This is a genomic window from Aquamicrobium soli (assembly GCF_042646345.1).
In the GTDB taxonomy this organism is placed as follows: Bacteria; Pseudomonadota; Alphaproteobacteria; order Rhizobiales; family Rhizobiaceae; genus Mesorhizobium; species Mesorhizobium soli_A.
In genome coordinates this window covers 82,798-104,154 of the sequence record NZ_JBHRTK010000028.1, presented here as the reverse complement: position 1 = coordinate 104,154, position 21,357 = coordinate 82,798, and the positions used below count along the sequence as shown (strand labels likewise).

The 21,357-nt window shown below is 66.5% G+C and carries 21 protein-coding genes; 5 read left to right on the top strand and 16 right to left on the bottom strand.

Translation table 11 applies throughout. The features are described from left to right. Positions 1-25 precede the first annotated feature (25 nt). The gene (locus ACFOHJ_RS20945) at positions 26-592 is read right to left on the bottom strand and encodes an SH3 domain-containing protein (RefSeq protein ID WP_378224332.1); all 567 of its coding nucleotides are present in this window, start codon (positions 590-592) and stop codon (positions 26-28) included. A 157-nt stretch (positions 593-749) separates the two neighbouring features. On the opposite strand from ACFOHJ_RS20945, the gene ACFOHJ_RS20940 reads away from it, so the two are divergent. Beyond that, on the top strand, positions 750-1,751 hold the full coding sequence (locus ACFOHJ_RS20940; protein WP_378224330.1) for a 2-hydroxyacid dehydrogenase: 1,002 nt from the start codon (positions 750-752) through the stop codon (positions 1,749-1,751). 1 nt (position 1,752) lies between these two features. On the opposite strand, the gene ACFOHJ_RS20935 is transcribed toward ACFOHJ_RS20940, so the two are convergent. From ACFOHJ_RS20935 to ACFOHJ_RS20870, 14 genes are all read right to left on the bottom strand, one after another. Continuing rightward, a complete protein-coding gene (locus ACFOHJ_RS20935) occupies positions 1,753-2,163 on the bottom strand; it encodes an aconitase X swivel domain-containing protein (RefSeq protein ID WP_378224327.1) in 411 nt (136 codons plus the stop codon). Continuing rightward, complete coding sequence (locus ACFOHJ_RS20930) at positions 2,160-3,419, bottom strand: aconitase X (protein WP_378224325.1); 1,260 nt, start codon at positions 3,417-3,419, stop codon at positions 2,160-2,162. Before ACFOHJ_RS20930 ends, ACFOHJ_RS20935 begins: the two co-directional genes overlap by 4 nt. Position 3,420: 1 nt before the next feature. Next, positions 3,421-4,179, bottom strand: a complete 759-nt coding sequence (locus ACFOHJ_RS20925; protein WP_378224322.1) for a molybdopterin-synthase adenylyltransferase MoeB — start codon at positions 4,177-4,179, stop codon at positions 3,421-3,423. Between the two features lie 31 nt (positions 4,180-4,210). Beyond that, on the bottom strand, positions 4,211-5,350 hold the full coding sequence (gene recF, locus ACFOHJ_RS20920) for a DNA replication/repair protein RecF (protein ID WP_378224317.1): 1,140 nt from the start codon (positions 5,348-5,350) through the stop codon (positions 4,211-4,213). A 29-nt stretch (positions 5,351-5,379) separates the two neighbouring features. Further along, positions 5,380-6,498, bottom strand: coding sequence for a DNA polymerase III subunit beta (dnaN, locus tag ACFOHJ_RS20915; protein WP_378224315.1), 1,119 nt, complete (start codon positions 6,496-6,498; stop codon positions 5,380-5,382). A 188-nt stretch (positions 6,499-6,686) separates the two neighbouring features. Further along, positions 6,687-8,231, bottom strand: a complete 1,545-nt coding sequence (gene dnaA, locus ACFOHJ_RS20910; RefSeq protein ID WP_378224313.1) for a chromosomal replication initiator protein DnaA — start codon at positions 8,229-8,231, stop codon at positions 6,687-6,689. An 841-nt stretch (positions 8,232-9,072) separates the two neighbouring features. Next, the gene (rpsT, locus tag ACFOHJ_RS20905; protein ID WP_378224310.1) at positions 9,073-9,339 is read right to left on the bottom strand and encodes a 30S ribosomal protein S20; all 267 of its coding nucleotides are present in this window, start codon (positions 9,337-9,339) and stop codon (positions 9,073-9,075) included. A 153-nt stretch (positions 9,340-9,492) separates the two neighbouring features. Next, the gene (locus ACFOHJ_RS20900; protein ID WP_378224308.1) at positions 9,493-10,266 is read right to left on the bottom strand and encodes an enoyl-CoA hydratase; all 774 of its coding nucleotides are present in this window, start codon (positions 10,264-10,266) and stop codon (positions 9,493-9,495) included. A gap of 76 nt (positions 10,267-10,342) precedes the next feature. Then, entirely contained in the window at positions 10,343-11,233 is an 891-nt protein-coding gene (gene mutM, locus ACFOHJ_RS20895) for a bifunctional DNA-formamidopyrimidine glycosylase/DNA-(apurinic or apyrimidinic site) lyase (RefSeq protein ID WP_378224306.1), read from the bottom strand. Then, entirely contained in the window at positions 11,226-12,470 is a 1,245-nt protein-coding gene (locus ACFOHJ_RS20890; RefSeq protein ID WP_378224304.1) for a phosphopentomutase, read from the bottom strand. The genes mutM and ACFOHJ_RS20890 overlap by 8 nt, the downstream gene beginning before the upstream one ends. A gap of 116 nt (positions 12,471-12,586) precedes the next feature. Beyond that, on the bottom strand, positions 12,587-13,255 hold the full coding sequence (locus tag ACFOHJ_RS20885) for a TadE/TadG family type IV pilus assembly protein (RefSeq protein WP_378224303.1): 669 nt from the start codon (positions 13,253-13,255) through the stop codon (positions 12,587-12,589). A gap of 37 nt (positions 13,256-13,292) precedes the next feature. Further along, positions 13,293-13,883: a TadE/TadG family type IV pilus assembly protein gene (locus ACFOHJ_RS20880; RefSeq protein WP_378224300.1), complete on the bottom strand. Its 591-nt coding sequence runs from the start codon at positions 13,881-13,883 to the stop codon at positions 13,293-13,295. Between the two features lie 150 nt (positions 13,884-14,033). Continuing rightward, positions 14,034-14,450, bottom strand: a complete 417-nt coding sequence (locus tag ACFOHJ_RS20875; protein ID WP_378224297.1) for a pilus assembly protein N-terminal domain-containing protein — start codon at positions 14,448-14,450, stop codon at positions 14,034-14,036. Positions 14,451-14,562: 112 nt separating this feature from the next. Continuing rightward, positions 14,563-16,341 (bottom strand): tetratricopeptide repeat protein, encoded by a 1,779-nt coding sequence (locus ACFOHJ_RS20870; RefSeq protein WP_378224295.1) that lies wholly within the window; start codon positions 16,339-16,341, stop codon positions 14,563-14,565. Between the two features lie 221 nt (positions 16,342-16,562). Here ACFOHJ_RS20870 and blaOXA point away from each other — a divergent pair, with 221 nt between their 5' ends. After that, positions 16,563-17,375 (top strand): class D beta-lactamase, encoded by an 813-nt coding sequence (gene blaOXA, locus ACFOHJ_RS20865; protein WP_378224292.1) that lies wholly within the window; start codon positions 16,563-16,565, stop codon positions 17,373-17,375. A 5-nt stretch (positions 17,376-17,380) separates the two neighbouring features. On the opposite strand, the gene ACFOHJ_RS20860 is transcribed toward blaOXA, so the two are convergent. Beyond that, the gene (locus tag ACFOHJ_RS20860) at positions 17,381-18,397 is read right to left on the bottom strand and encodes a polyprenyl synthetase family protein (RefSeq protein WP_378224290.1); all 1,017 of its coding nucleotides are present in this window, start codon (positions 18,395-18,397) and stop codon (positions 17,381-17,383) included. Positions 18,398-18,578: 181 nt separating this feature from the next. Here ACFOHJ_RS20860 and ACFOHJ_RS20855 point away from each other — a divergent pair, with 181 nt between their 5' ends. From ACFOHJ_RS20855 to ACFOHJ_RS20845, 3 genes are read left to right on the top strand one after another with little or no spacing between them, the layout of a single operon-like run. After that, positions 18,579-20,222: an alpha/beta hydrolase gene (locus tag ACFOHJ_RS20855; RefSeq protein ID WP_378224287.1), complete on the top strand. Its 1,644-nt coding sequence runs from the start codon at positions 18,579-18,581 to the stop codon at positions 20,220-20,222. A 45-nt stretch (positions 20,223-20,267) separates the two neighbouring features. Next, positions 20,268-20,492: a putative signal transducing protein gene (locus ACFOHJ_RS20850; RefSeq protein ID WP_378224284.1), complete on the top strand. Its 225-nt coding sequence runs from the start codon at positions 20,268-20,270 to the stop codon at positions 20,490-20,492. 3 nt (positions 20,493-20,495) lie between these two features. After that, complete coding sequence (locus ACFOHJ_RS20845) at positions 20,496-21,290, top strand: tRNA1(Val) (adenine(37)-N6)-methyltransferase (protein WP_378224282.1); 795 nt, start codon at positions 20,496-20,498, stop codon at positions 21,288-21,290. Positions 21,291-21,357 lie beyond the last annotated feature (67 nt).

Genomic DNA, 21,357 nt, shown 5'->3' with positions numbered 1-21,357 from the left:
TCGCCTCGCGGCAGGCGAGGGCGCCTCAGTCCTTGACCTTTTCGCCCGGATAGGCGCCCCATAGCGACGACTGGTTGATCCAGCCCTTGTGGCCGTCGAAGGTCATTTCGCACCATTGCCCGTTGCAGGACTTGATCGTGCCCATGACGCCGGGTTCGAGGATGGCGACGATGCCCGCATCCTGCGACGGATCGTCGAGCAGGTTGACCGTGCCGCCCTTGCCGCGCTGCCAGGGCGCGACGATGGCCGTGCGCTTGCCCGAAAGCAGCGACTGGTTGATCCACCCCTCGGCACCCTCGGCATCGCGCACGCGCCGCCAGGTATCGTATTCCTGCACGATCTCCATCGGCAGGCCGGCCTTGGTGTACATCCAGTCGACGGAATAGTTGACGCCGGGCCCGATGCGCGAATTGACCCGGCCGGATTTGAGGCTGACGAAGCGCGGCAGCGGCAGCCCGCTCGGTCCGAGCCGGACGGTCGTGGTCTGTGCCGAGCTTGCCGCACCCTGTGCGTCGACGGGGGAGGGAGCGAACAGCATTGCACCAAGAAAGGCCGTGCCGAGAACCATGCGAAGCGGCGCAAAACCAGACACGTTCGTTCCTTGCTCCAAGAGGGGCGGCGACAGGGAGCGCCTTTTTCTTTGTCTTCCGTGGCACCGCTTGTTACAGGATAATCGCGTACCAGGACGGACATTCAGTTTCGCCTGTCTTGGTTAAAGAGGTCTCAACACGAACCGGATCGAGGACAAAATGGCCGGCAGGAAGAAGCCCCTCGTCGTCATTACGCGCAAGCTGCCCGATCCGGTCGAAACGCGCATGCGAGAGCTGTTCGACGCCCGGTTGAATGTCGAGGACCGGCCGATGACGCAGCCCGAACTGGTGGCCGCCGTGCGCGAGGCGGACGTGCTGGTGCCGACCATCACCGACACCATCGATGCGGCGCTGATCGAGCAGGCGGGAGAGAACCTCAAGCTGATCGCCAATTTCGGCAACGGCATCGACCGGATCGACGTCGCGGCGGCGGCGAAGAAGGGCATCGTCGTCACCAACACCCCCAACGTGCTCACCGAGGACACGGCCGACATGACCATGGCGCTGCTCCTGGCGGTGCCGCGCCGGCTGGCCGAGGGCGCCAACGTGCTGACCGGCGAGAAGAAATGGTCGGGCTGGTCGCCGACCTGGATGCTCGGCCGGCGCATCTGGGGCAAACGGCTCGGCATCGTCGGCATGGGCCGTATCGGCACGGCGGTGGCCAAGCGAGCCAAGGCCTTCGGCCTTTCCATCCACTACCACAACCGCAACCGCGTGCCCGCGGCGATCGAGGACGCGCTGGAGGCGACCTATTGGGAAAGCCTCGACCAGATGCTGGCCCGCATGGACATCATCTCCGTCAACTGCCCTTCGACGCCCGCCACCTTCCACCTTCTGTCGGCCAGGCGTCTGGCGCTGCTGCAGCCAACTGCCTACATCGTCAACACCGCGCGCGGCGACATCATCGACGAGGACGCGCTGGTCAGGCTGATCCAGGACGGCAAGATCGCCGGCGCCGGCCTCGACGTCTACGAGAACGAGCCGGCCATGAACACGAGGCTGCTCAGGCTGGCGACGCAGGGCAAGATGGTGCTGCTGCCGCATATGAGCTCGGCCACCATCGAAGGCCGCATCGACATGGGCGAGAAGGTCATAATCAACATCCGCGCCTTCTTCGACGGCCACCGTCCGCCCGACCGCGTGCTGCCGCTGCGGATCTAGTTCACGCGGCAGCAAGCCCGCCGCTGTCGTCCACCTGCACGGTTTTACCCTGAAAGGCGCCAAAGCTCTCGCGCGCGAGGCGAAGCGCGATTGGCGTCTGCCAGCTCATCTCCCGCGCCACGATCAGCCCGAGCAGCAGGATGGCATCCGGCTCGTGCAGCACCAGCGCCGCCGGCGCATGGCCATTATGGACCAGTTCGAGCAGTACGGCCGAGGCCGACGACGAGCCGATGGTTCCCGGCAGGAACAGCACGCGGCCGGCGATGCCTTGCCCGCATTGAGGATGGCGGACATCGGCGATGCGCCCGCTGGCGGCGTCGACGCCGCCCCAGAAGCTGATCGGCGCATCGAGCACCAGCGCCTCGCCTTTGCCGCCTTCGCCGGGAACGAGGATTTCCGCCTGCATGCTCATGCGGCAATCTCCGAAAACACCGGCTGGCCGAGGACGGCGCTTTCCACGCAGTCGCCGAGCGAGCCGTAGAGAACCGAGTAGCCGGTGTTTCCCGGCGTATAGTGGGCGAACTTGCCCGAGTTCGTCATCAAGACGCCACCGGCGAGCGTGGGCAGGATCGGCGTCACCACCACGCAGGTATCGGCGACGATGGTGACGCCGCTTTTCTCCAAGGCCGCGCGCCGGCCGTCCTGCTCTAGTGCGGCCAGCACGTGGCGGCCGGTGCAGGCGTAGAAGGGCACGCTGAGGCGCCTCCCGCCGATCAGCCGCTCCAGCGCGTCGAATTCAGCCAGCGACAGATGCGGGCTGCCGATGGCCACCGCGTCGATGGCATCGGTCTTCACCGCCGTGGAAAGGGCGGTGCGTGCCGCCGACGCCATCTGCGCCGTCACGCGGATGGTGGCGGCGGGCGCGGCGCCGGCAAGGGCGGTGGCGGCGTCCGGGGCTTCCGGCGTGACACCGGCGATATGGAACAGGCCGACTGCGCCGGACGAAGCCGCCGCCGCGCCGAACGCCTTCAGCGCGTCCTCGCCGGGGTGGTCGGCCACGCCGGTGACTACGCCGATCGCATTGCCCACCTCCCGGCCGTACAGGCTGCCGAGGATCGGCCAGGCGGTCTCGCCGGCGAGAAAGGAGCCCGGCAGGGTGGAAAGGTCGAAGACGAGGGTCGCGCGCCGGTTTTCCGGCCGGTGCAGGCCGTAGTCGGGTGCGCGGCCGGCAATCGCGCAGGCGATGTCGAGGAAATCGCCATAGCGGTTGGTGCGCGCGCCGAGCACCGAGTTGCAGAAAACCACCGCGTTGGATTCGCCCCAGGCGACGTCGCTGCCCTGCGACGGGCGGTGGCCGGCCTGGTAGGGTGCACAGGTCCAGCTTTGTTCGCAGCCAAGCTTGCGATAGGCCTCGGTCATGCGCCGCGCCATGGCGCGCGGCATGCCCTCCAGCCGCACCTTGGAGCAGCCCATGAGGTCGAGCGCCCCGACATTGAGCGTCGAGCGGACGGCGACCTTGGCACCGCCTTCGACCAGCCTTTCGGCAAACAGCGTGCCGGAGTCGCCGTGATAAAGCGCGCCGTCGATATGCGCCGAGGCGATCGGGATCAGGCGCGGTGCACCGAGCAGGCGGGCGCTCTCGGCGACGATGCGCATCGCCATGGCCGTGCCTTCGCCGCGGCTGCCGCCGGCAACGGCGCGTTCTTCCGGGGACAGGTCCAGTGCCATCTCAGCGCCCTTTCCGCCTGGAATAGGCGATGGTGTCGAAGCGCGCCGCCAGCGCATCGTAGAGCAGGAGCCGCCCGACCAGCGGTTCGCCGATGCCGGTGATCAGCTTGATCGCCTCCATCGCCTGCAAGGTACCGATGACGCCGGGCAGCGCGCCGAGCACGCCGGCGGCCGCGCAGGACGGTACCAGGCCGGCCGGCGGCGGCTCGGGGAACAGATCGCGGTAGGAAGGGTTTGGCCGTCCGTCCGCGCCCGTTTCGAACGGTTTCAGCACGGTGATCGAGCCGTCGAAGCGGCCGATGGCGGCATGCACGAGTGGCCTTGCCTCGGCTTCGCAGGCATCCGCCACCGCGTAGCGCGTCTCGAAATTGTCGGAGCCGTCCAAGACGACGTCGTAGCGGGCGACGAGGGCAGGGGCGTTTTCGGCGTCGAGCCGCATGACGTGAAGCTCGACCGCGACGTTGGGGTTGATGGCGAGGATCGCCGTCCGGGCGCTGTCGGCCTTGGTTTCGCCGATCGCCGAGGTGGCGTGGATGACCTGCCGTTGCAGGTTGGAAAGCGAGACCGTATCGTCGTCGACGATGCCGAGCGTGCCGACCCCGGCGGCGGCCAGATATTGCAGGATCGGCGCGCCGAGCCCGCCCGCGCCGATCACCAGTACCCGCGCGCGCTTCAGCTTCTGCTGGCCCGCGCCGCCGATTTCCGGCAGCACGATGTGGCGGGCGTAGCGTTCCAGTTCCTGGTCGGTGAGCGTGGTCATCGCGTGAGCATAGGGCCGGGCCGGATACTTGTCAGGTGCCTTGGGTTGGCCCAACCGTGCCGTGGTCGACGGTCAGGAACTGGGCGCGGCCGGCGAGCGCGGAAAACAGCGCCGGCTCGGTGCCGGTCATGAACGTCTGGCAGTCCAGTTCCTCGAGGATGGAGAACAGGGCGGCGCGGCGGCCGGTGTCGAGATGCGCGGCGATCTCGTCCAGGAGCAGGATCGGCCGGATGCCCGACATCTCGCCGGTCAGCCGCGCGTGCGACAGCACGATGCCCACCAGCAGCGCCTTCTGCTCGCCGGTCGAGCACAGTTCGGCCGGCATCGCCTTCGGCCGGTGGCGCACCTGCAGATCGGAACGGTGCGGCCCGTCCAGCGTGCGGCCGGCGGCGCGGTCGCGCTCGCGTCCCCCGGCCAGCGCCCGCCGGAAATTTTCCTCGACCTCGACCGCCGGCAGGGCGGCGATCTGTGTTTCGAGATCGCCCGAAAGGGCCAGCTCCGCCTGCGGGAAAGGGCTGTCAGCCGGCAGCTTTTCGATCATGGCGACGAGCAGCCGCACCAGTTCGGCGCGGGCGGCGGCGATCGCCACGCCGGTCTCGGCCATCTGCGTCTCGATGGCCTCGAACCAGGCGCCGTCGCGCGAGCCCTCGGACAGCAGCCGGTTGCGGCCGCGCATCGCCTTTTCGTAGTCGAGCGCGCGCTGGCCGTGGCTGGCGTCGATGGCGAGTACCAGGCGGTCGAGGAAGCGGCGGCGGTCGCCAGCCGGGCCGGTGAACAGCGCATCCATGGCCGGCGTCAGCCACACCACCCGCAGCCATTCCAGCATGGCGTCGGCCGAGCGGGCCGGGGCGCCGTTGATGCGTACGCGCCGGCTGGCCTCGCCGGCGACCATGCCGGTGCCGATCTCGACCTCGCCTTCCGGGCCGTCGATCATTGCGTGCAGTGCGAAGCCGCCGTCGCCGCCCTCGCGCGCCACCTCGCCATAAGGCGCGCGACGCAGGCCGCGCCCCGGCGTGAACAGCGACACGGCTTCCAGCAGATTGGTCTTGCCGGCGCCGTTGTCGCCGGTGAACACGACCGCGCCCGGGCGCAGGTCGAGCGACACCGACGCATAGTTGCGGAAATTGGTCAGCGTAAGCCGGGTGATATGGGTGCCGGACTTCTCGGCCATTGGCCCGCGCCCTTAGGCGCCTCCCCTGGCTACACCCGCATCGGCATCAGCACGTAGAGCGTGGTTTCGTCGCCGGTGTCCTGGATCAGCGTCGGCGAACCGGCGTCGGCCAGCAGGAACTTGGCGTTGCCGCCGGTAAGCTGGGCCGCGACATCGAGCAGGTAGCGGGCGTTGAAGCCGATCTCGATGGGCTCGTTCGAATAGTCCGCGGCCAGTTCTTCCGTGGCGCTGCCCGAATCGGGGTTGTTGACGGCGAGCGTCACCTGGCCGTCGGCGATGGTCATCTTCACCGCCCGCCCACGTTCCGACGAGATGGTCGAGACGCGGTCGACGGCGGTCGAGAAACTCTGGCGGTCGACGATCAACTGCTTGTCGTTGCCGGTCGGGATGACGCGCTGGTAGTCGGGGAAGGTGCCGTCGATCAGCTTCGAGGTCAGCACCACGCTGCCGACGGTGAAGCGGATCTTGGTTTCCGAGACTTCGGTGGTGACGGCGACGTCCGGGTCGTCGACCAACTTCTGCAACTCGCTGACCGTCTTGCGCGGGATGATGATGCCCGGCATGCCTTCCGAGCCCGCCGGCGCCTCGATCTCGGCGCGGGCCAGGCGGTGCCCGTCGGTTGCCACCGAGCGCAGCAAAAGCTTGCCCCCGGCCTCCAGCGTGTGCAGGTAGATGCCGTTGAGATAGTAGCGCGTCTCTTCCGTGGAGATCGCGAACTGCGTCTTTTCGATCAGGCTCTTGAGGGCGGTCGATTCGAGACGGAAAATATGCGGGAAGGAACCGGCCGACAGTTCCGGGAAATCGGACTGCGGCAGGCACTGCAGGCGGAAGGAGGAGCGGCCGGAAACGACCGACATGGCGCTGCCGTCCTCGTCGGTGCGCAGCATCACTTCGGCGCCGTCCGACAGCTTGCGCACGATATCGTAGAGCAGGTGCGCCGGCACGGTGGTCGCGCCGCCCTGTTCGACCTTGGCCGGCGTCGCCTCGGTCACTTCGAGGTCGAGGTCGGTCGCCTTCATTTCCAGGCTGGCGCCGTTGGCGGCGAGCAGCACGTTGGACAGGATCGGGATGGTATTGCGGCGCTCGACCACGCGGTGAACGTGGTTGAGGGACTTCAGGAGATTCGACCGTTCCAGAATGACGCGCATGACGATTTAAGCTCACTTGACTGGAGCGGGCCGCCGGAGGAAGGCGGCCCGGAAAAGGGTCCGGCGACAGCCGGATTCCCGGTCAAACTGACAGGAAAACCGGCTCGAACGCAAGCCCGTGCCGGCATCCGGATGCGGCTTTGCAGGGGTTTTCGGGCAAAACGCCCGCCCTGGCGGCGGGCCGCCCCTTACGCCTGGTCGTTGATCAGCCTGCGCAGCAGTTCCAGTTCCTGCGCCAGCGTGTTGTCGTTGCCGGAAAGGTCTTCGATCTTGCGCACCGCGTGCAGCACCGTGGTGTGGTCGCGACCGCCGAAACGCCGGCCGATTTCCGGCAGCGAGCGCGGCGTCATCACCTTGGCGAGGTACATCGCGACCTGCCTCGGCTTGACGATGGTGCGGGTGCGGCGGTTGGACAGAAGCTCGGTCTTCGACACGTTGTAGTGGCGCGCCACGATGCGCTGGATGTCCTCGATGCGCACCCGCTTCGGCTCGCCGGTGCGGTAGATGTGGCCGAGGATCTCGTCGATGCGGTCGACCGTGATCTGCGGCTCGAACGACTGGCGGAAAAGAAGCTGGTTGAAGGCGCCTTCCAGTTCGCGGCCGCTGCCGGTCACGGTGCGCGCCACATGGTTGAGCACTTCCTCCGAAATCGCCAGCGGGGTGCCTTCGGCGTTCGCCGCAGCGAGGCGAAGCTTGAGCATGCCGAGCCGCATGGAAAAGTCGGGCGCCGACATTTCCAGCGCCACGCCGCCGTTGAGGCGCGAGCGCACGCGCGGCTCCAGCGATTCCAGTTCGGACGGCGGCCGGTCGGCGGCGACGACCACCTGCTTGGCGCTGTCGAGCAGCATGTTGAGCAGGTGGCAGAACTCGTGCTGGATCGACTTGCCCTGCAGGAACTGCATGTCGTCGATGATCAGGAGGTCGATGTCGCGCAACTGCTCCTTGAGCGTCAGCGCGTTGTTGTCGCGGATGGCGGTGGCGAAGCGCCACATGAAATATTCGGCCGTCAGGTAGACGACGCGCGATTTCGGGTTCTGCTTCAGCGATTCCGCCGCGATCGCCTGCAACAGGTGGGTTTTGCCGAGCCCGACCGTGGCGTGCAGGAAAAGCGGGTTGAAGCGCACGGCGCTCGACTGCGATTCCGCTACGGCGCGGGCCGCAGCGAAGGCGACCCGGTTGGACGGCCCCTCGATGAAGGAGGCGAAGGTGTAGCGCGGATCGAGCGGCGAGCCGAGCACGCTGTGGCGCTGCTCCGCCTCCACCGCCCGGCCGTGCGGCATGCCGGCGCGCTCTGGGCGCCCAACCGTGGTGCCCGAAGCGAGCGCCGTCTGCGTCTGCCGGGCCGTCCGGGGCGCTGCGGCCGTGGCCGCATTGGCCTCGGAAGCGCGCACGGTGCGACGTGTGGCCGTGCGAACGATGATGTCGATCTTGAGGGTGTCGGGGTCTTCCTGCTTCCACAGTTCGGTGATGACATCGAGATAGTGGCCGTTGATCCAGGAGCGCAGGAAGGCGGTGGGAACGGAAATGCGAACGATGCCCTTGGACGCCTCGGCCAGCTTCATGCGGCCGAACCAACTCGAGTAGACCTCGCTGCCGAGGCGGGCCTTCAACTGCACCTTTACCCGCTCGAACCGCTGTTCAGCCTCGGTGGGGGCCGGCATCGCGTCTTCTCCGATCAATTCTCCCGGAAGGGGAATGTCGCCGCTGAAATCCCTCTCGACGCCGCTGTGCATTCTCAAAATTCCTTTCTCGTACCTGTTCAGTGCCGGGGATGCGCCTCCAGCATCCTTGATCCGACATCCATCGTCTCGACGAGGTCCGCCGCCGCCGCTGGCTGCAAGCCTCGCCCGGTTCCCGCCCAAAGGCCTGACCGTGTCCCACCTCGAGGGCCTAACGGCCCTCTGCTTGACGCACGTTCCCGCGCAGACAAAGCACAGCCGCCCGGCGAACTGCCGGACTACTCACCCTTCCACGCGCTGCTACGCCGGTCCCCATATCGAAGGGCAAAACCCGCCGTTCACGGATGATGGTCCGTGTTGTGGATTTCGCCACTTTTGGCTGGCCGATCTAGATCAGGTGCGAGCCGCTGGCCCCCGCCCTTCGATGGATGGACACTACCGAAATCCCTGTGGAAAGGGCAAGGCCGCCTCTAACACATTTTTAACGAATCTGGTTACCAGAACGCCCCCAAATCGGCGGCCCAAACACGGGCCGCGCGCAAAGCCGTTGTGATTCAAACCCTTTTTGGGCGCCCTGCAAAATTGGTCACCGGAAGAAATTTTTTGAAATAATTCGCTTGACAGGCGGTTATCTCACGCCCGCGATGGGTGCTGTGTGCAAGCTGTGGATAACCTGTCGCAACTAGATGAAAATAAAGGGCTTTTTCGGGCAGGCGAAGAAAAAGACCGGCGCATCCGGCACCGCCGCGGACATTAGCCGGGGCTCACGTGCCGGCAAAGGTTCGGCCCTCCGGCCGGCCGCTTTGATGAGCGCCAGCTTTAAGTTCTTGCCGGCAAACGAAAAAACCCGACGCGTCGCGCCGGGTTCCTGAAACCGGATAAGTAAGGGGTCGACTCAGGCCGAAAGGGTCTTGAGGCGGTTGGCCAGACGCGACACTTTGCGGGAAGCGGTGTTCTTGTGGAGAACGCCCTTGGTGGCGGCGCGCATCAGCTCCGGCTGGGCGGCCTTGAAGGCGGCTTCGGCTGCTGCCTTGTCGCCGGCGGCAAGCGCCTCTTCGACCTGGCGGACATAGGTGCGCACGCGCGAACGGCGGTTCTTGTTGATCGCTGCACGGCGGGCGATCTTGCGCGTTGCCTTTTTGGCCGAGGAGGTGTTGGCCATGATGCCTCTTTCTGATCTCTATGGTGAACGCTGGCGAATACGGCAGCGCGCAAAAAACAACGGACAGCGATGAGCTGCCTCGATTGGGGCGGCTTATAGTTCAGCTTTTCCGACGCGTCAACGGAGAAGGTGACGCTAATAGCGGTATGTTGCTCATCGATTGACGAAATTCGGTTTGCGCTTTTCGGCGAAGGCGGCCATGCCTTCCTTCTGGTCTTCCAGCGCAAACATGGAGTGGAAAAGGCGGCGCTCGAAGCGCAGGCCTTCGGCAAGCGTGGTCTCGTAGGCGCGGTTGACCGCCTCCTTGGCCATCATGGCCGCCGGCAGCGAGAAGTCGGCGATCTTCTGCGCGGCCTTCAGCGCCTCCTCGACCAGCACCTCGGGGGCGACGATTCGCGAGACCAGGCCGCAGCGTTCCGCCTCGGCGGCGTCCATCATGCGGCCGGTCAGCACCAGGTCCATGGCCTTCGCCTTGCCGACGAAGCGGGTCAGGCGCTGCGATCCGCCCATGCCGGGCATGACGCCGAGCGTGATCTCCGGCTGGCCGAATTTGGCGTTGTCGGCGGCGATGATGAAGTCGCACATCATGGCGAGTTCGCATCCGCCGCCCAGCGCGTAGCCGGCCACCGCCGCGATCATCGGCTTGCGGCAGCGGGTGAAATCCTCCCAGCCGGCGAAGAAGTCCTCCAGATAGGCCTCGACATAGGACTTGGCCTGCATTTCCTTGATGTCGGCGCCGGCCGCGAATGCCTTTTCCGAGCCGGTGACGACGAGGCAGCCGATGCCGTCGTCGGCCTCGAAGGCCCGCGTGGCGGCGAGCAGTTCCTTCAGCACCTGGGAGTTGAGCGCGTTGAGCGCCTTGGGGCGGTTCAGCGTGATCAGGCCGACCTTGCCGCGCGTTTCCACCAAAATCGTTTCGTAGGCCATTGCATTCTCCTCGCGCTCGGGACCGGTTCCTTCTGGTCTATCGCAACGCCCGGTGCCGCTCAATGGCGGGCGGGGCTCAGCGTTGGCAGGCGCGGCACAGGAAGGTGGAGCGCCCGCTCTGGACGATCCGCTCGATATGGCCGCCGCAGCCCGGTTTGGGGCAGGGCTCGCCCTCGCGGTCGTAGACGGCGAAGGAATGCTGGAAATAGCCGAGACTGCCGTCGGCATGGACATAGTCGCGCAGCGAAGAGCCGCCTGCAGCGATGGCGTCGGCGATGACGGCACGGATGGCCCCGGCCAACCGCTCGCTTTCCTCGCGCGCCTTCTTTCCCGGACGGGCAAGTCGGCCGGCGGGCTTGAGCGGCGACAGGCCGGCGCGCCACAACGCCTCCGACACATAGATGTTGCCAAGGCCGGCGATCAGCCGCTGGTCGAGCAGTGCGGCCTTCAGCGGCGACTTGCGGCCTTGGAGCAGCGAGGCGAGCAGCGGCCCGTCCAGCGAATTGCCGGTCGGCTCGACGCCGAGCCCCGCCAGCATCGGATGCTCGCCCACGGGCCCTTCGGAAAACAGCATGAAGCCGAAGCGGCGCGGATCGTTGAAGATCACGCTGGCAGCCGTCCCCGATGCCGAAACGACGTCGAAGACGACATGGTCGTGCACCGTGTTCTTGGAGCGGTCGTGGTGGAACAGGCCGGGCGTGCTTTCGCCCTGCGGGGCCTCGATGCGAAACGAGCCGGACATGCCGAGATGGCAGATCAGGCCCGGCCCGCCGTCCATCTCCATCGTCAGGTACTTGGCGCGCCGGCCGAGCGATATGATCGTTCTTCCCTGCAGCCGTTGCGTGAACCGTTCGGGGAAGGGGAAGCGCAGGTCGGGCCGGCGCGCCTCGACACGGGCGATGCGCGCGCCTTCCAGCACCGGTTGCAGGCCGCGCCGCACCGTCTCGACTTCCGGCAGTTCAGGCATGATGACCGCCGAGGGCGCTGAGGAACGACGCTCCGCTGCCGCCGCGCGCGAGGCCGAGATGCTCGGCCACGGTGGCGCCGATGTCGGAAAAGGTCTGCCTGAGGCCGATATCGCCGCCCCGCAGGCCGGGAACGACACCGAGGACGGGCGTGCGCTCGCGCGTGTGGTCGGTGCCGCGCCAGGTCGGATCGTTGCCATGGTCGGCGGTCAGCATGAACAGGTCGCCCGCCTTCAGCCGCGACAGCGCTTCCGGCAGCCGCCGGTCGAAGGCCTCGAGCGCGGCCGCATAGCCCGGCACGTCGCGCCGGTGGCCGAATTCGGTGTCGAAATCGACGAAATTGGCGAAGACGAAGTCGCCCGGCCGGGCGTCCTCCATGGCGCCCAGCGCCTTGTCGAACATCGCCATGTTGCCGGCGCCCTTGCGTATTTCGGAGATGCCGCGATGGGCGAAGATGTCGCCGATCTTGCCGATGGCGATGACCCTGCCGCCATGGTCAGTGACCCGGTCGAGCAGCGTCGGTTCCGGCGGCGGCGTGGCATAGTCCTTGCGGTTGGGCGTGCGCACGAAGGTCTCGCGCGTCTCGCCGATGAAGGGCCGGGCGATCACTCGCCCGATCCTCAGCGGGTCGCAGAGCCGGCGCACGACCTTGCAGAACGCATAAAGCCGTTCCAGCCCGAAATGCGTCTCATGCGCGGCGATCTGCAGCACGGAGTCGACCGAGGTGTAGCAGATCGGCTTGCCGGTCGCGATGTGCTCTTCGCCGAAATCCTCGATCACCGTCGTTCCGGGCGCGTGGCGGTTGGCGAGGATGCCGGGCACCTTGCCCTCGCGGATCATCGCGTCCGTCAGTTCCTGCGGGAAGGAGGGGATGGTGTCGGGGAAATAGCCCCAGTCGAAGCGGGCCGGCAGGCCGGCGATTTCCCAATGGCCGGAAGGCGTGTCCTTGCCCGCCGAAATTTCCTGCGCCGCGCCGTGGAAGGAGGAGGCGAGCAACCGGTGGGTCCGCCCGTCGAACGAAAAACCGGAAGCGGTCCGGGCGGCTTCGCCCAGGCCGAGCGCCGTCATGTTGGGAACGGCAAGCGGGCCGCTGCGCAATCCGGCCCGGTCGGCGGCGCCGGCCGCGCAGGCCGAGGCGATGTGTCCGAAGGTGTCGGCGCCCTTGTCGCCATAGCGTTCCGCGTCGGCCGCGCCGCCTATGCCGAAGGAATCGAGAACGAAGACGAATGCGCGTGCCATCAAAACCTGCGTCTGCCTGAGGCCAAGACATAGGAGCGCGCGCGCGCCTTGGCAATCGGCGCGATCGCCGGACGGCACGGTCCGGCGTGACCGTTATGGCGGGAATGCTTGGCGATCTAGCACGCCGGGCAATCGACCCTCTGGCTCATGCGGGCCTTGAGGTAATAGGTTTCGCTCATCGCGATACTGTCGAAAGCGGCCGAAAGGCCCGCCGCTTCCTTGCCGCTGGCCGCCCAGGTGATCATCGGCCGGTACGAGAGTTCCGTCTGCACGCGGATGAGATAGGCGTCCGACGTGTTCGGGATTCGCAACGAACCCGGCAGCGCGGCATTCGTTCCCACGGCCACGCCGTCGCCGACACCGGCGCCAAAGCCGTTGGCATCCAGCTTGCGCGACCAGACCACCGTCACCGGGGGCTTGTCCCCGTTGGTTACCTGCTGAGCGGTGAGCGCCCCGATCTTGAGTTCCGCGACGGTGATTTTCGGGACGGACCGGTTGTAGGGTTGCAGCGTGGACGAGCCGATGTTCATGATCGCCTGGATTTCGGCCGGCGCGATGGAATTGCGCTGCGTCACCAGGTCCGCCACCATGCTGGCGACGCGGCTGACCTTCTTGTTGGTTTCGATGGCCTGGGAAATCTCCATGGTCACGAAATACATCCCCAGGAGAACCGGCGCCAGGAAGGCGAACTCGATCGCCGCTACGCCCCGTCGGTCCCTGGCAAAGCGGATCGTCCTGCCCCAGAAATGCGCTATTTTGCGCCGTGCCCCCGCACCAGACAGCATGTCGATTGCCCTTTTTGTTGCGCCCGAGGCGATGGTCCTAGTTGAACGGCTCGTTCTGCCAGGTGATCGATGTGAAATGCAGCGTCTTGCCGTTGTTCAGGTTGGCCATCCACTTGCTGACGAAGTCGGTCATCACCGGCCATTTGTAGAAGACCCGCAGCATGTTGATGCTGGAGGCGCCGCCGGTGGTGACGGAAAAATCGGTGGAGATGACCTGCCGGTTCCTGGTCGGCTTGATTTCGCCGTTGACGATGGCGAAGCCCACGGCGGCCGCGTCCTGGAAGGTCGCGTATTGCTGCAGGTCGACGATCATCTGGTTCGGGCAGTCGCTGGACACCATGACCTCGAGCCTTGCGCAGATCATGGCCTTGAGGTCGGGCGCGGTTATGCTGCGGACCTGCCCGGTGCGCAATTGGCGCGCGACGTCGTCGGTGGCGTTGGCCATGACTTCCTGGCCGGCGAAGGCGATGCAGCTTTCCAGGATGGCGAAGACGAGCATCGAGAAGGGCAGGGCGAGCGCGGCGAACTCGATGGCCGTGCTGCCGCTGCGGTCGCGAAGAAAGCGGCCAGGAAAGCCTGCCCGTTGCGCCTTGCGCGCATCTCCCGCCGGTCTGGAGTGGCTGCTCATGTCCGGTTTCCGCCGATCCTGTGTACCCTGGCGCGGAGCCTAGCCGAAACCTGTTGAAGGCCCGTTTGAAGGATCGTTCGATTTGTCCGGTGTGCCTTTACCGGCTGCTAACCATGCAGCGGCCGACGTCGCAGGGCGGGGCGCGCTCGGTCAGCGGCCGTTCATTTCCGCTTCGGACGAACGCTCGGCGTCGGTCTTGTAGGCGCTTTCGCAATAGGGCGTGCAGGACATCGTCTGCACGTCGGCGCGCCGGTAGATGCGCACCGACGAGGCGGTCTGGCGGATGACGGTCACCTGCTCGTCGATGATCGGGCTGCCGTCGCTGTCGAGGATGACGAGGTTGGTCACGCCGAAGCCCTTGCCCGTCAGCACGACGGTCGAGGCGTCCTGGACGGAGGCGTCGGCGATGGCCGGGTTGCCGACCACGATCGTATCGGCCGGCCGCGCCAGCTTGACGATCTTGGCCTGGTTCATGGTGACCTCGATGCCCGCCTCGGCCTGCGCCGGCATGGCGAAACCGGCGCCGACAACCATCGCCATCAGCAGGGTCGTTTTGAAACTAGCCATCATGCTCCCCAGGAACGGAAAACCGCCGAGGGACAATGAACGAGAATGGTGAACCAAGGGTTAAGTGCCGGAGGGGCAGGGTGTTGAAGCCCGCCCTCCGGGCGGATGGCCGCTATCCCTTCGGCGCGGGGGCCGGAGCGGGCTTGGTGCTCGGTGTTTCCTGCGCGGTCGCCTTGCCCGGAAGCGGCGGCAGGCCCTTGAGCAGCTTTTCGCGCACCGCTGCCAGAAGTTCCGGATCCGGGTTCATGTCCCGGGCATGCGTCCACTGGAACGTCGCCTCGAGCTTGCGCCCGACGCGCCAATAGGCGTCGCCAAGGTGGTCGTTGAGTACCGGATCTTCCGGCTTCAGCGAGATGGCGCGCTCCATTTCGCGCACGGAATCGTCGTACTGGCCGAGCTGGTAATAGGCCCAGCCGAGCGAATCGACGATGTAGCCGTCGCTGGGGCGCAGGTCGACGGCCTTCTTGATCATCGCCATGGCTTCCTGGAGGTTCATGCCCCGGTCGACCCAGGAATAGCCGAGATAGTTCATGACCTGCGGCTGGTCGGGGTTGAGTTCGAGCGCCTTGCGGAAATTCGGCTCGGCCTTCGCCCATTCCTTCAGCCGCTCATAGGCGATGCCGCGCTGGTAGAAGATGTTCCAGTCGGCGGCGGTCGGCGTTTTGAGGACGGACACCGCCTGGTCGTAGAGGTCGGCGGCGGAGCGGAAATCTTCCTTGGACGAGTAGACACCGCCCAGCGCCAGGTAGCCGCGCATGTCGGTGGGGTTGGCCTCGACGAGCGCCTTGAGGTGGCCGACCGCCTCGTCCTTGCGGTCGAGATCGGCGAGGTTCAGCCCGAGCTGGAGGTTGGAGACCTCCTTCAGCGGCGAATTGTCGGGAATGCGGCGGTAGAGGTCGATCGCCTTCTGGCTGTCCTTCGTCTGCTCGGCGACGGAGGCCAGTTGGACGAGGGCGGCGTCGCTGTCGGGCTTCAGCGCCAGCGCATATTCGAGGTAGAGCTGCACGAAGGGCTCGCCGCCGCCGCGGTTGAGCGCGGTTGCGAGGTCGAGCAGGATTTCGGCGGCCCCGTCCGACGGGGTGGCGATCAGCGGCTCGACCTTCTCGCCCTTGGTGATCTTGTCGCGCAGCGCGGTGATCTCGATCTTGCCGGGCGCGAAGGTTTCCGCCTGGTCGAGGATCGACAGCGCCTTGTCCTTGTCGCCCTTGCGGGCAAGGAAGGCGGAATAGGACTGGGCGCAGCGAAGCCAGGTTTCCGGCGCGGCACTCCCTGACGCGACGTTCTCGATGGTCGCGGCATAGGCCTTGTCCGCCTGGTCGTTCAGCCCGGCGACATCGGCGATGAGGGCCCGGTGGCAGGACTTGAACAGGTCGAACCATTCCGGCCCGGATAGCTTGTCGATATAGGCCATGGCGTCGGCACCCTGGCCAGCGCCCTCCATGGCCCACCCGGTCATGACGCCGACGATCAGCCGGTCAAGGTCGGATTCGAGCGAAAGTTTCAGCCAGTACTGGGCCTTGTCGAAATCCTTCTTGCGAAACGAATCCACGGCCAGCGCCAGCCGCGAGAATCGCTCCACGTCTGGGGTTTCCTTGAGCTTGTCGGCATAGGGCAGCGATTCATCGAACCGGCCCTGCGCGATCAGCGACAGCATCAGGTTCTGCTGGAGCGTAGCGTCCTCGGGCGCGAAGGCGAGCGCCTGCTTGTAGTAGGCGATGGCGTTGTCGAGGTCGTTGTCGGCCTGCGCCACATGCGCGGCCAGATAGGCCCCGGAAAACGAGGTGATCTCCACCGGCTCGTTCGTCTGCTTGGCATGGGCCGGCAGGCCCGACACCACTACACCCGTCAAAACGGCCAGCCCCGAGAGCCAGCGCATGCTTGCTTGCCGCATTGTAATCCTTTCGGTCGAAGACGAGCACCGCCGGAGTGCCCTTCGTCGCAGAATCCATCTGTCGCGGCAAAGCATGGCCTTTTTGCGGTCGCGCTTCAACGGCGCAGTTCCCGATTCGGCGGCGGCATTTGCGCGAACGCAGGCGGAGCGTGACGTGATTAAACCATGTTTGCCGCGCAAGTGGGCGTCCGGGTGAATCGACGAGCGGGAAAGGGGACCCGATGTTTGCGCGCAGTCTGATCCTGAGTGCCATGATGATGGCGGCGGTGCCGATGGCCGCGCAGGCAAAAACGCTGTGCACGGCATTCGCCGACGCCGCCACCGGCAAGGTGCTGAAACAGGAGGGCGCCTGCGGCACGCGCGCCTTCGCCGCCTCCACCTTCAAGATCCCGATCAGCCTGATGGGCTATGATTCCGGCTTCCTCACCAGCGAGCACGCGCCGGCGCTGCCGTTCAGGAAGGGTTATCCCGACTGGGTCGCTTCCTGGCGCGCCACCACCGACCCGACCAGCTGGATGAAGAACTCCGTCGTCTGGTATTCGCAGCAGGTGACGAAATACCTCGGTGAAGAGCGGTTCCGGCGCTATGTCCGGCAGTTCCAGTATGGCAACCAGGACGTCTCGGGCGACCCCGGCAAGCATAACGGCCTGTCCCGGTCCTGGCTCAGTTCCTCGCTGACGATCTCGCCGCTGGAGCAACTGGCCTTTCTCGGCCGGGTGGTGAACCGGCAGTTGCCGGTGAGCGCGCATGCCTATGACATGACCGACCGGATCACGGCGCTGGGAACCCTGCCGAATGGCTGGGAGGTTCATGGCAAGACCGGAGCCGGCGCGCCGCGCAACGCCGACGGCAGCTTCGCCAACAACCGCGCCTATGGCTGGTTCGTCGGCTGGGCGAGCCGCAACGGCAGGACGATCGTGTTCGCTCGCCTGGTCCAGAACGACAGGAAGGAAGCCGTCAGCCCCGGCCTGCGCACGCGTGAGGCGATGATGAAGGAGCTGCCGGCGCTGCTGGACACGCTGGCGCCGGGATGACCGGGTCAGTTGACCCGGCTGATGCAGAAATCGATGACGTCGATGAGCGCCGCCTTCTGCGGCGTGGCCTCCAGCGGCGCCAGCGCGTCGCGGGCGATCTCGCCGAAATGGCGGGCGCGGCCGATCGTGTCGGCGATCGCGCCGTGGCGGGCCATCAGGCCGATCGCCTTTTCCAGTTCGGTATCGTCGGTGGCGTTGTTCTCGATCGCCCCCTGCCAGAAGCTGCGTTCCGCCGCCGTGCCGCGCCGATAGGCGAGAATGACCGGCAGCGTCACCTTGCCTTCGCGGAAATCGTCGCCGACATTCTTGCCGAGGTCCTGGCTGGAGCCGCCATAGTCCAGCGCATCGTCGATGAGCTGGAAGGCGAGGCCGAGATTCATGCCGTAGGAGCGCAGCGCCGCGCGGTCGTTGCGCGAGGCGTCGGCGATCACCGGGCCGACTTCGGCGGCGGCCGAGAACAGCGCCGCGGTCTTGGCCTTGATGACGGCGAAATGCTCGTCCTCGGTGGTTTCGAGGTTCTTTGCCGCCGCAAGCTGCATCACCTCGCCCTCGGCGATGATGGAGGCGGCGGAAGACAGGATGTCGAGCGCGTCGAGCGAGCCGACGTCGACCATCATGCGGAATGCCTGGCCGAGCAGGAAGTCGCCGACCAGCACGCTCGCCTGGTTGCCCCAGATGGTGCGCGCCGTCTTCTTGCCGCGCCGCAGGTCGCTTTCGTCGACCACGTCGTCATGGAGCAGCGTTGCCGTGTGCATGAATTCGACGCTGGTGGCGAGCTTGACGTGGCCTTCGCCGGAATAGCCGAACATCTGCGCGGCGGCGAGCGTCACCATCGGGCGCAGCCGCTTGCCGCCGGACGAGATCAGGTGGTTGGCGATTTCCGGGATCATTTCGACGTCGGAACCGGCCTTCGACAGGATCAGCTCGTTGACCCGCCCCATGTCGGAGGCCGTCAAGGCGATCAGTTCCTTGATGGTCGCGGTTTCGCGCTTTCCATTGTCGAGATTGAGAACCACACCCACCAAAACAACTCCCGCTGGAACACGGGCGCGGCGGCCCTGACCTGACGCGCGCGATTCTAGGGAGACTGGATAGAGACGGCAAGTGGCGAATTGGCGCGGCATGCCCGGTTTCGCGTTGACCGCGGCGGCGCGAGTCTGGCGTATTGGCGGCTCGTTTGACAAACGCAAAGGTTGCGGAACGATGCAGGGACTGGCTTCACGGCTGTGGCTGTCGCTTTCCACGACCGGCCTGCTCGTCGGCACGCTGTTCTTCGCCGCATCGTTTACGCCATCGCTCATCCCGCGTGCCTACGTGGTGCAGGGCGTGCTGGCCGGCGTCTCGTTGGCGGCAGGCTACGGCATCGGCGTGTTCGGCGCCTGGCTGTGGGCTTATCTGGAATTGCCACAGTCAAGGCACGGCATCGCCCGCTGGATCAAGACGGGCGCGGCCGTTTTCTGCGCGGCCGTCGCCTTGCTGTTCCTGTGGCGGGCTTCCGACTGGCAGAACTCCATCCGCCGCCTGTTCGACCTGGAGCCGGTCGACAGCGTCTATCCCTTCAGCGTCGCGCTGATCGCGCTCGCCGCCTTCGCGGTGCTGCTCGTCGTCGCGCGCCTGTTCCAGTTCACCCTCGGCCTGGTCGCCGGCCGGTTGCGCAGCTACATGCCGCGCCGCGTCGCCAACGTCATCGGCCTGACGGTCGCGCTGATGCTCTTCGGCAGCCTCGCCAACGGCGTGCTGCTGCGCTACGCGCTCTATGTGGCGGACGGGTCCTACAAGGCGCTGGACGAAATGATCGAGGCCGATACCGCCCAGCCTGCCGAGCCGGGCAAGACCGGCAGTTCCGCCTCGCTGATGAAGTGGGACGAGCTTGGGCGCATGGGTCGCGGCTATATCGCCTCCGGCCCTTCGGCGAACGACATCGGCGCCTTCCTCGGCCGGCCGGCGCAGGAACCGATCCGCGTCTATGCCGGCCTCAATTCGGCCGAAACGCCGCAGGCGCGCGCCCGGCTGGCCTTGCAGGAACTGAAGCGGGTCGGCGGCTTCGACCGCTCGATGCTCGTCATCATCACCCCGACGGGAACCGGCTGGGTCGATCCGGAGGGCATCGATACGCTGGAATACCTGCATGGCGGCGATGTCGCCAGCGTCGCCATCCAGTATTCCTACCTGGCAAGCTGGCTGTCGTTGCTGGTCGAACCCGGCTATGGCGGCGAGGCCTCGCGTGCGCTGTTCCACGAGGTCTACGATTACTGGACGACGCTGCCGAAGGATCATCGGCCGAAACTCTATCTCTATGGGCTCAGCCTCGGGGCCATGAACACGGAGCGGTCGAACGAGTTGTTCGAGGTGCTGGGCGATCCCTACCAGGGCGTGCTGCTGGCCGGGCCGCCGTTCCCTAGCGGCATCTGGCGCTCGATCACCGACCAGCGCGACGAGGGCTCGCCCTTCTGGCTGCCGCGCTTCCGCGACGGCTCCTATGTCCGCTTCACCAGCCAGCAGAACGCGCTGGCCATTCCCGATGCGCATTGGGGGCCGATGCGGGTCGTCTACCTGCAATATGCGAGCGACCCGATCACCTTTTTCGATCCGCTGTCGTTCTATCGCGCGCCGCAATGGATGGCCGAGCCGCGCGGCCCGGACGTGTCGCCGGCCCTGCGCTGGTATCCGGTGGTCAGCTTCCTGCAGCAACTTGTCGATATCGCCACAGCGACCACGGCGCCGATGGGGCACGGCCATGTCTACGCGCCGGAACACTATATTGACGCATGGGTCGAGGTGACGGACGTAAAAGGCTGGTCGGATTCGGATATCGAACGGCTGAAAGCCCGTTTCGAGGCGCGCTGAAACGCCCGCATTTACATCGCCGCAACAAATTGCGAGTTTCGCGCCATGATCGAGCTTCTGCGCACCAACGATGTCGTCGTCATCTCCTTCGTCGAGGCGCTGATGCGCGACGCCGGCATCGGCTGCTTCGTCGCCGACCAGAACATGAGCGTGATGGACGGTTCGCTCGGCATCCTGCCGCGCCGCGTCATGATCGATGCCGCGCGGGCCGACGAGGCCCGGCGCATCCTGACCGATGCCGGCGTCGGCGCAGAGATGCGGGAAGGCTAGACGGTGGCGCAGGCCGTTTCCGCCGGGCCGGCCGCCTATACGGTCGATGCCTTCCACCGGGGCCGCTTCTTCCTGGTGCAGCCGGTCGGGCGCGGGCACCGCGCCGGCATGGATGCGATGATGCTGGCGGCGGCGGTGCCTTCGGCCTTCAACGGGCGGCTCGCCGATTTCGGCGCCGGGGCGGGCGCCGCCGGCCTTGCCGTGCTGTCGCGCTGCCCCGGGGCCGAGGCGGTGCTGGTGGAACTGGCCGAGGAGATGGCGGCGTTCGCCGACACCACGCTCGGCCATCCCGGCAACGCGCATCTGGGCGACCGCGCCAGCGTGCTGCGCGCCGACGTCACCCTCGCTGGGTCTGCCCGGCAGAGTGCCGGACTGGCGGACCGTTCCTTCGATTTCGTCGTCATGAACCCGCCTTTCAACGCCGTGGAGGATCGCGCGACCCCGGACGCCCTGCGCCGGCAGGCGCATGTGATGGGGGAGGGACTGTTCGAAAACTGGCTGCGCAGCGCCGCCGCCGTGCTGAAGCCGACCGGCGGCGTTGCGCTCATTGCCCGTCCGGAGCAGTTGCGCAAAATCCTCGACGCGCTGGACGGCCGCTTCGGCTCCGCTGAAATGATCGCCGTACACCCGCGCCCGCAGGCCGCCGCCATCCGCATCGTCGTCCGGGCATGGCGCGGGGCGCGCGGAAAGCTTTCCATCCTGCCGCCGCTGGTCATGCACGAAGGATCGGGCAACGGGTTTTCGGCCCGGGCCGACCTGGTCTGCAACGGGCTCGCCCCGCTTTTCGGCGAAGGATGAAACCGGCCGCATTGCCGTTTACCGGCAAATGCCTACATGCAACGGGCCTTCAAGGAGAACTGCCCCG

Excerpts from the sequence above, each read along its gene's own strand:
- ACFOHJ_RS20885 (WP_378224303.1), bottom strand. The coding sequence starts at position 13,255 with ATGCTGTCTGGTGCGGGGGCACGGCGCAAAATAGCGCATTTCTGGGGC.
- ACFOHJ_RS20855 (WP_378224287.1), top strand. The coding sequence starts at position 18,579 with ATGCAGGGACTGGCTTCACGGCTGTGGCTGTCGCTTTCCACGACCGGC.
- ACFOHJ_RS20925 (WP_378224322.1), bottom strand. The coding sequence starts at position 4,179 with ATGACCACGCTCACCGACCAGGAACTGGAACGCTACGCCCGCCACATC.
- ACFOHJ_RS20880 (WP_378224300.1), bottom strand. The coding sequence starts at position 13,883 with ATGAGCAGCCACTCCAGACCGGCGGGAGATGCGCGCAAGGCGCAACGG.
- mutM (WP_378224306.1), bottom strand. The coding sequence starts at position 11,233 with ATGCCTGAACTGCCGGAAGTCGAGACGGTGCGGCGCGGCCTGCAACCG.
- dnaA (WP_378224313.1), bottom strand. The coding sequence starts at position 8,231 with ATGCACAGCGGCGTCGAGAGGGATTTCAGCGGCGACATTCCCCTTCCG.
- rpsT (WP_378224310.1), bottom strand. The coding sequence starts at position 9,339 with ATGGCCAACACCTCCTCGGCCAAAAAGGCAACGCGCAAGATCGCCCGC.
- ACFOHJ_RS20890 (WP_378224304.1), bottom strand. The coding sequence starts at position 12,470 with ATGGCACGCGCATTCGTCTTCGTTCTCGATTCCTTCGGCATAGGCGGC.
- ACFOHJ_RS20870 (WP_378224295.1), bottom strand. The coding sequence starts at position 16,341 with ATGCGGCAAGCAAGCATGCGCTGGCTCTCGGGGCTGGCCGTTTTGACG.
- ACFOHJ_RS20940 (WP_378224330.1), top strand. The coding sequence starts at position 750 with ATGGCCGGCAGGAAGAAGCCCCTCGTCGTCATTACGCGCAAGCTGCCC.
- dnaN (WP_378224315.1), bottom strand. The coding sequence starts at position 6,498 with ATGCGCGTCATTCTGGAACGGTCGAATCTCCTGAAGTCCCTCAACCAC.
- ACFOHJ_RS20930 (WP_378224325.1), bottom strand. The coding sequence starts at position 3,419 with ATGGCACTGGACCTGTCCCCGGAAGAACGCGCCGTTGCCGGCGGCAGC.
- ACFOHJ_RS20900 (WP_378224308.1), bottom strand. The coding sequence starts at position 10,266 with ATGGCCTACGAAACGATTTTGGTGGAAACGCGCGGCAAGGTCGGCCTG.
- ACFOHJ_RS20935 (WP_378224327.1), bottom strand. The coding sequence starts at position 2,163 with ATGAGCATGCAGGCGGAAATCCTCGTTCCCGGCGAAGGCGGCAAAGGC.
- ACFOHJ_RS20850 (WP_378224284.1), top strand. The coding sequence starts at position 20,268 with ATGATCGAGCTTCTGCGCACCAACGATGTCGTCGTCATCTCCTTCGTC.
- recF (WP_378224317.1), bottom strand. The coding sequence starts at position 5,350 with ATGGCCGAGAAGTCCGGCACCCATATCACCCGGCTTACGCTGACCAAT.
- ACFOHJ_RS20875 (WP_378224297.1), bottom strand. The coding sequence starts at position 14,450 with ATGGCTAGTTTCAAAACGACCCTGCTGATGGCGATGGTTGTCGGCGCC.
- blaOXA (WP_378224292.1), top strand. The coding sequence starts at position 16,563 with ATGTTTGCGCGCAGTCTGATCCTGAGTGCCATGATGATGGCGGCGGTG.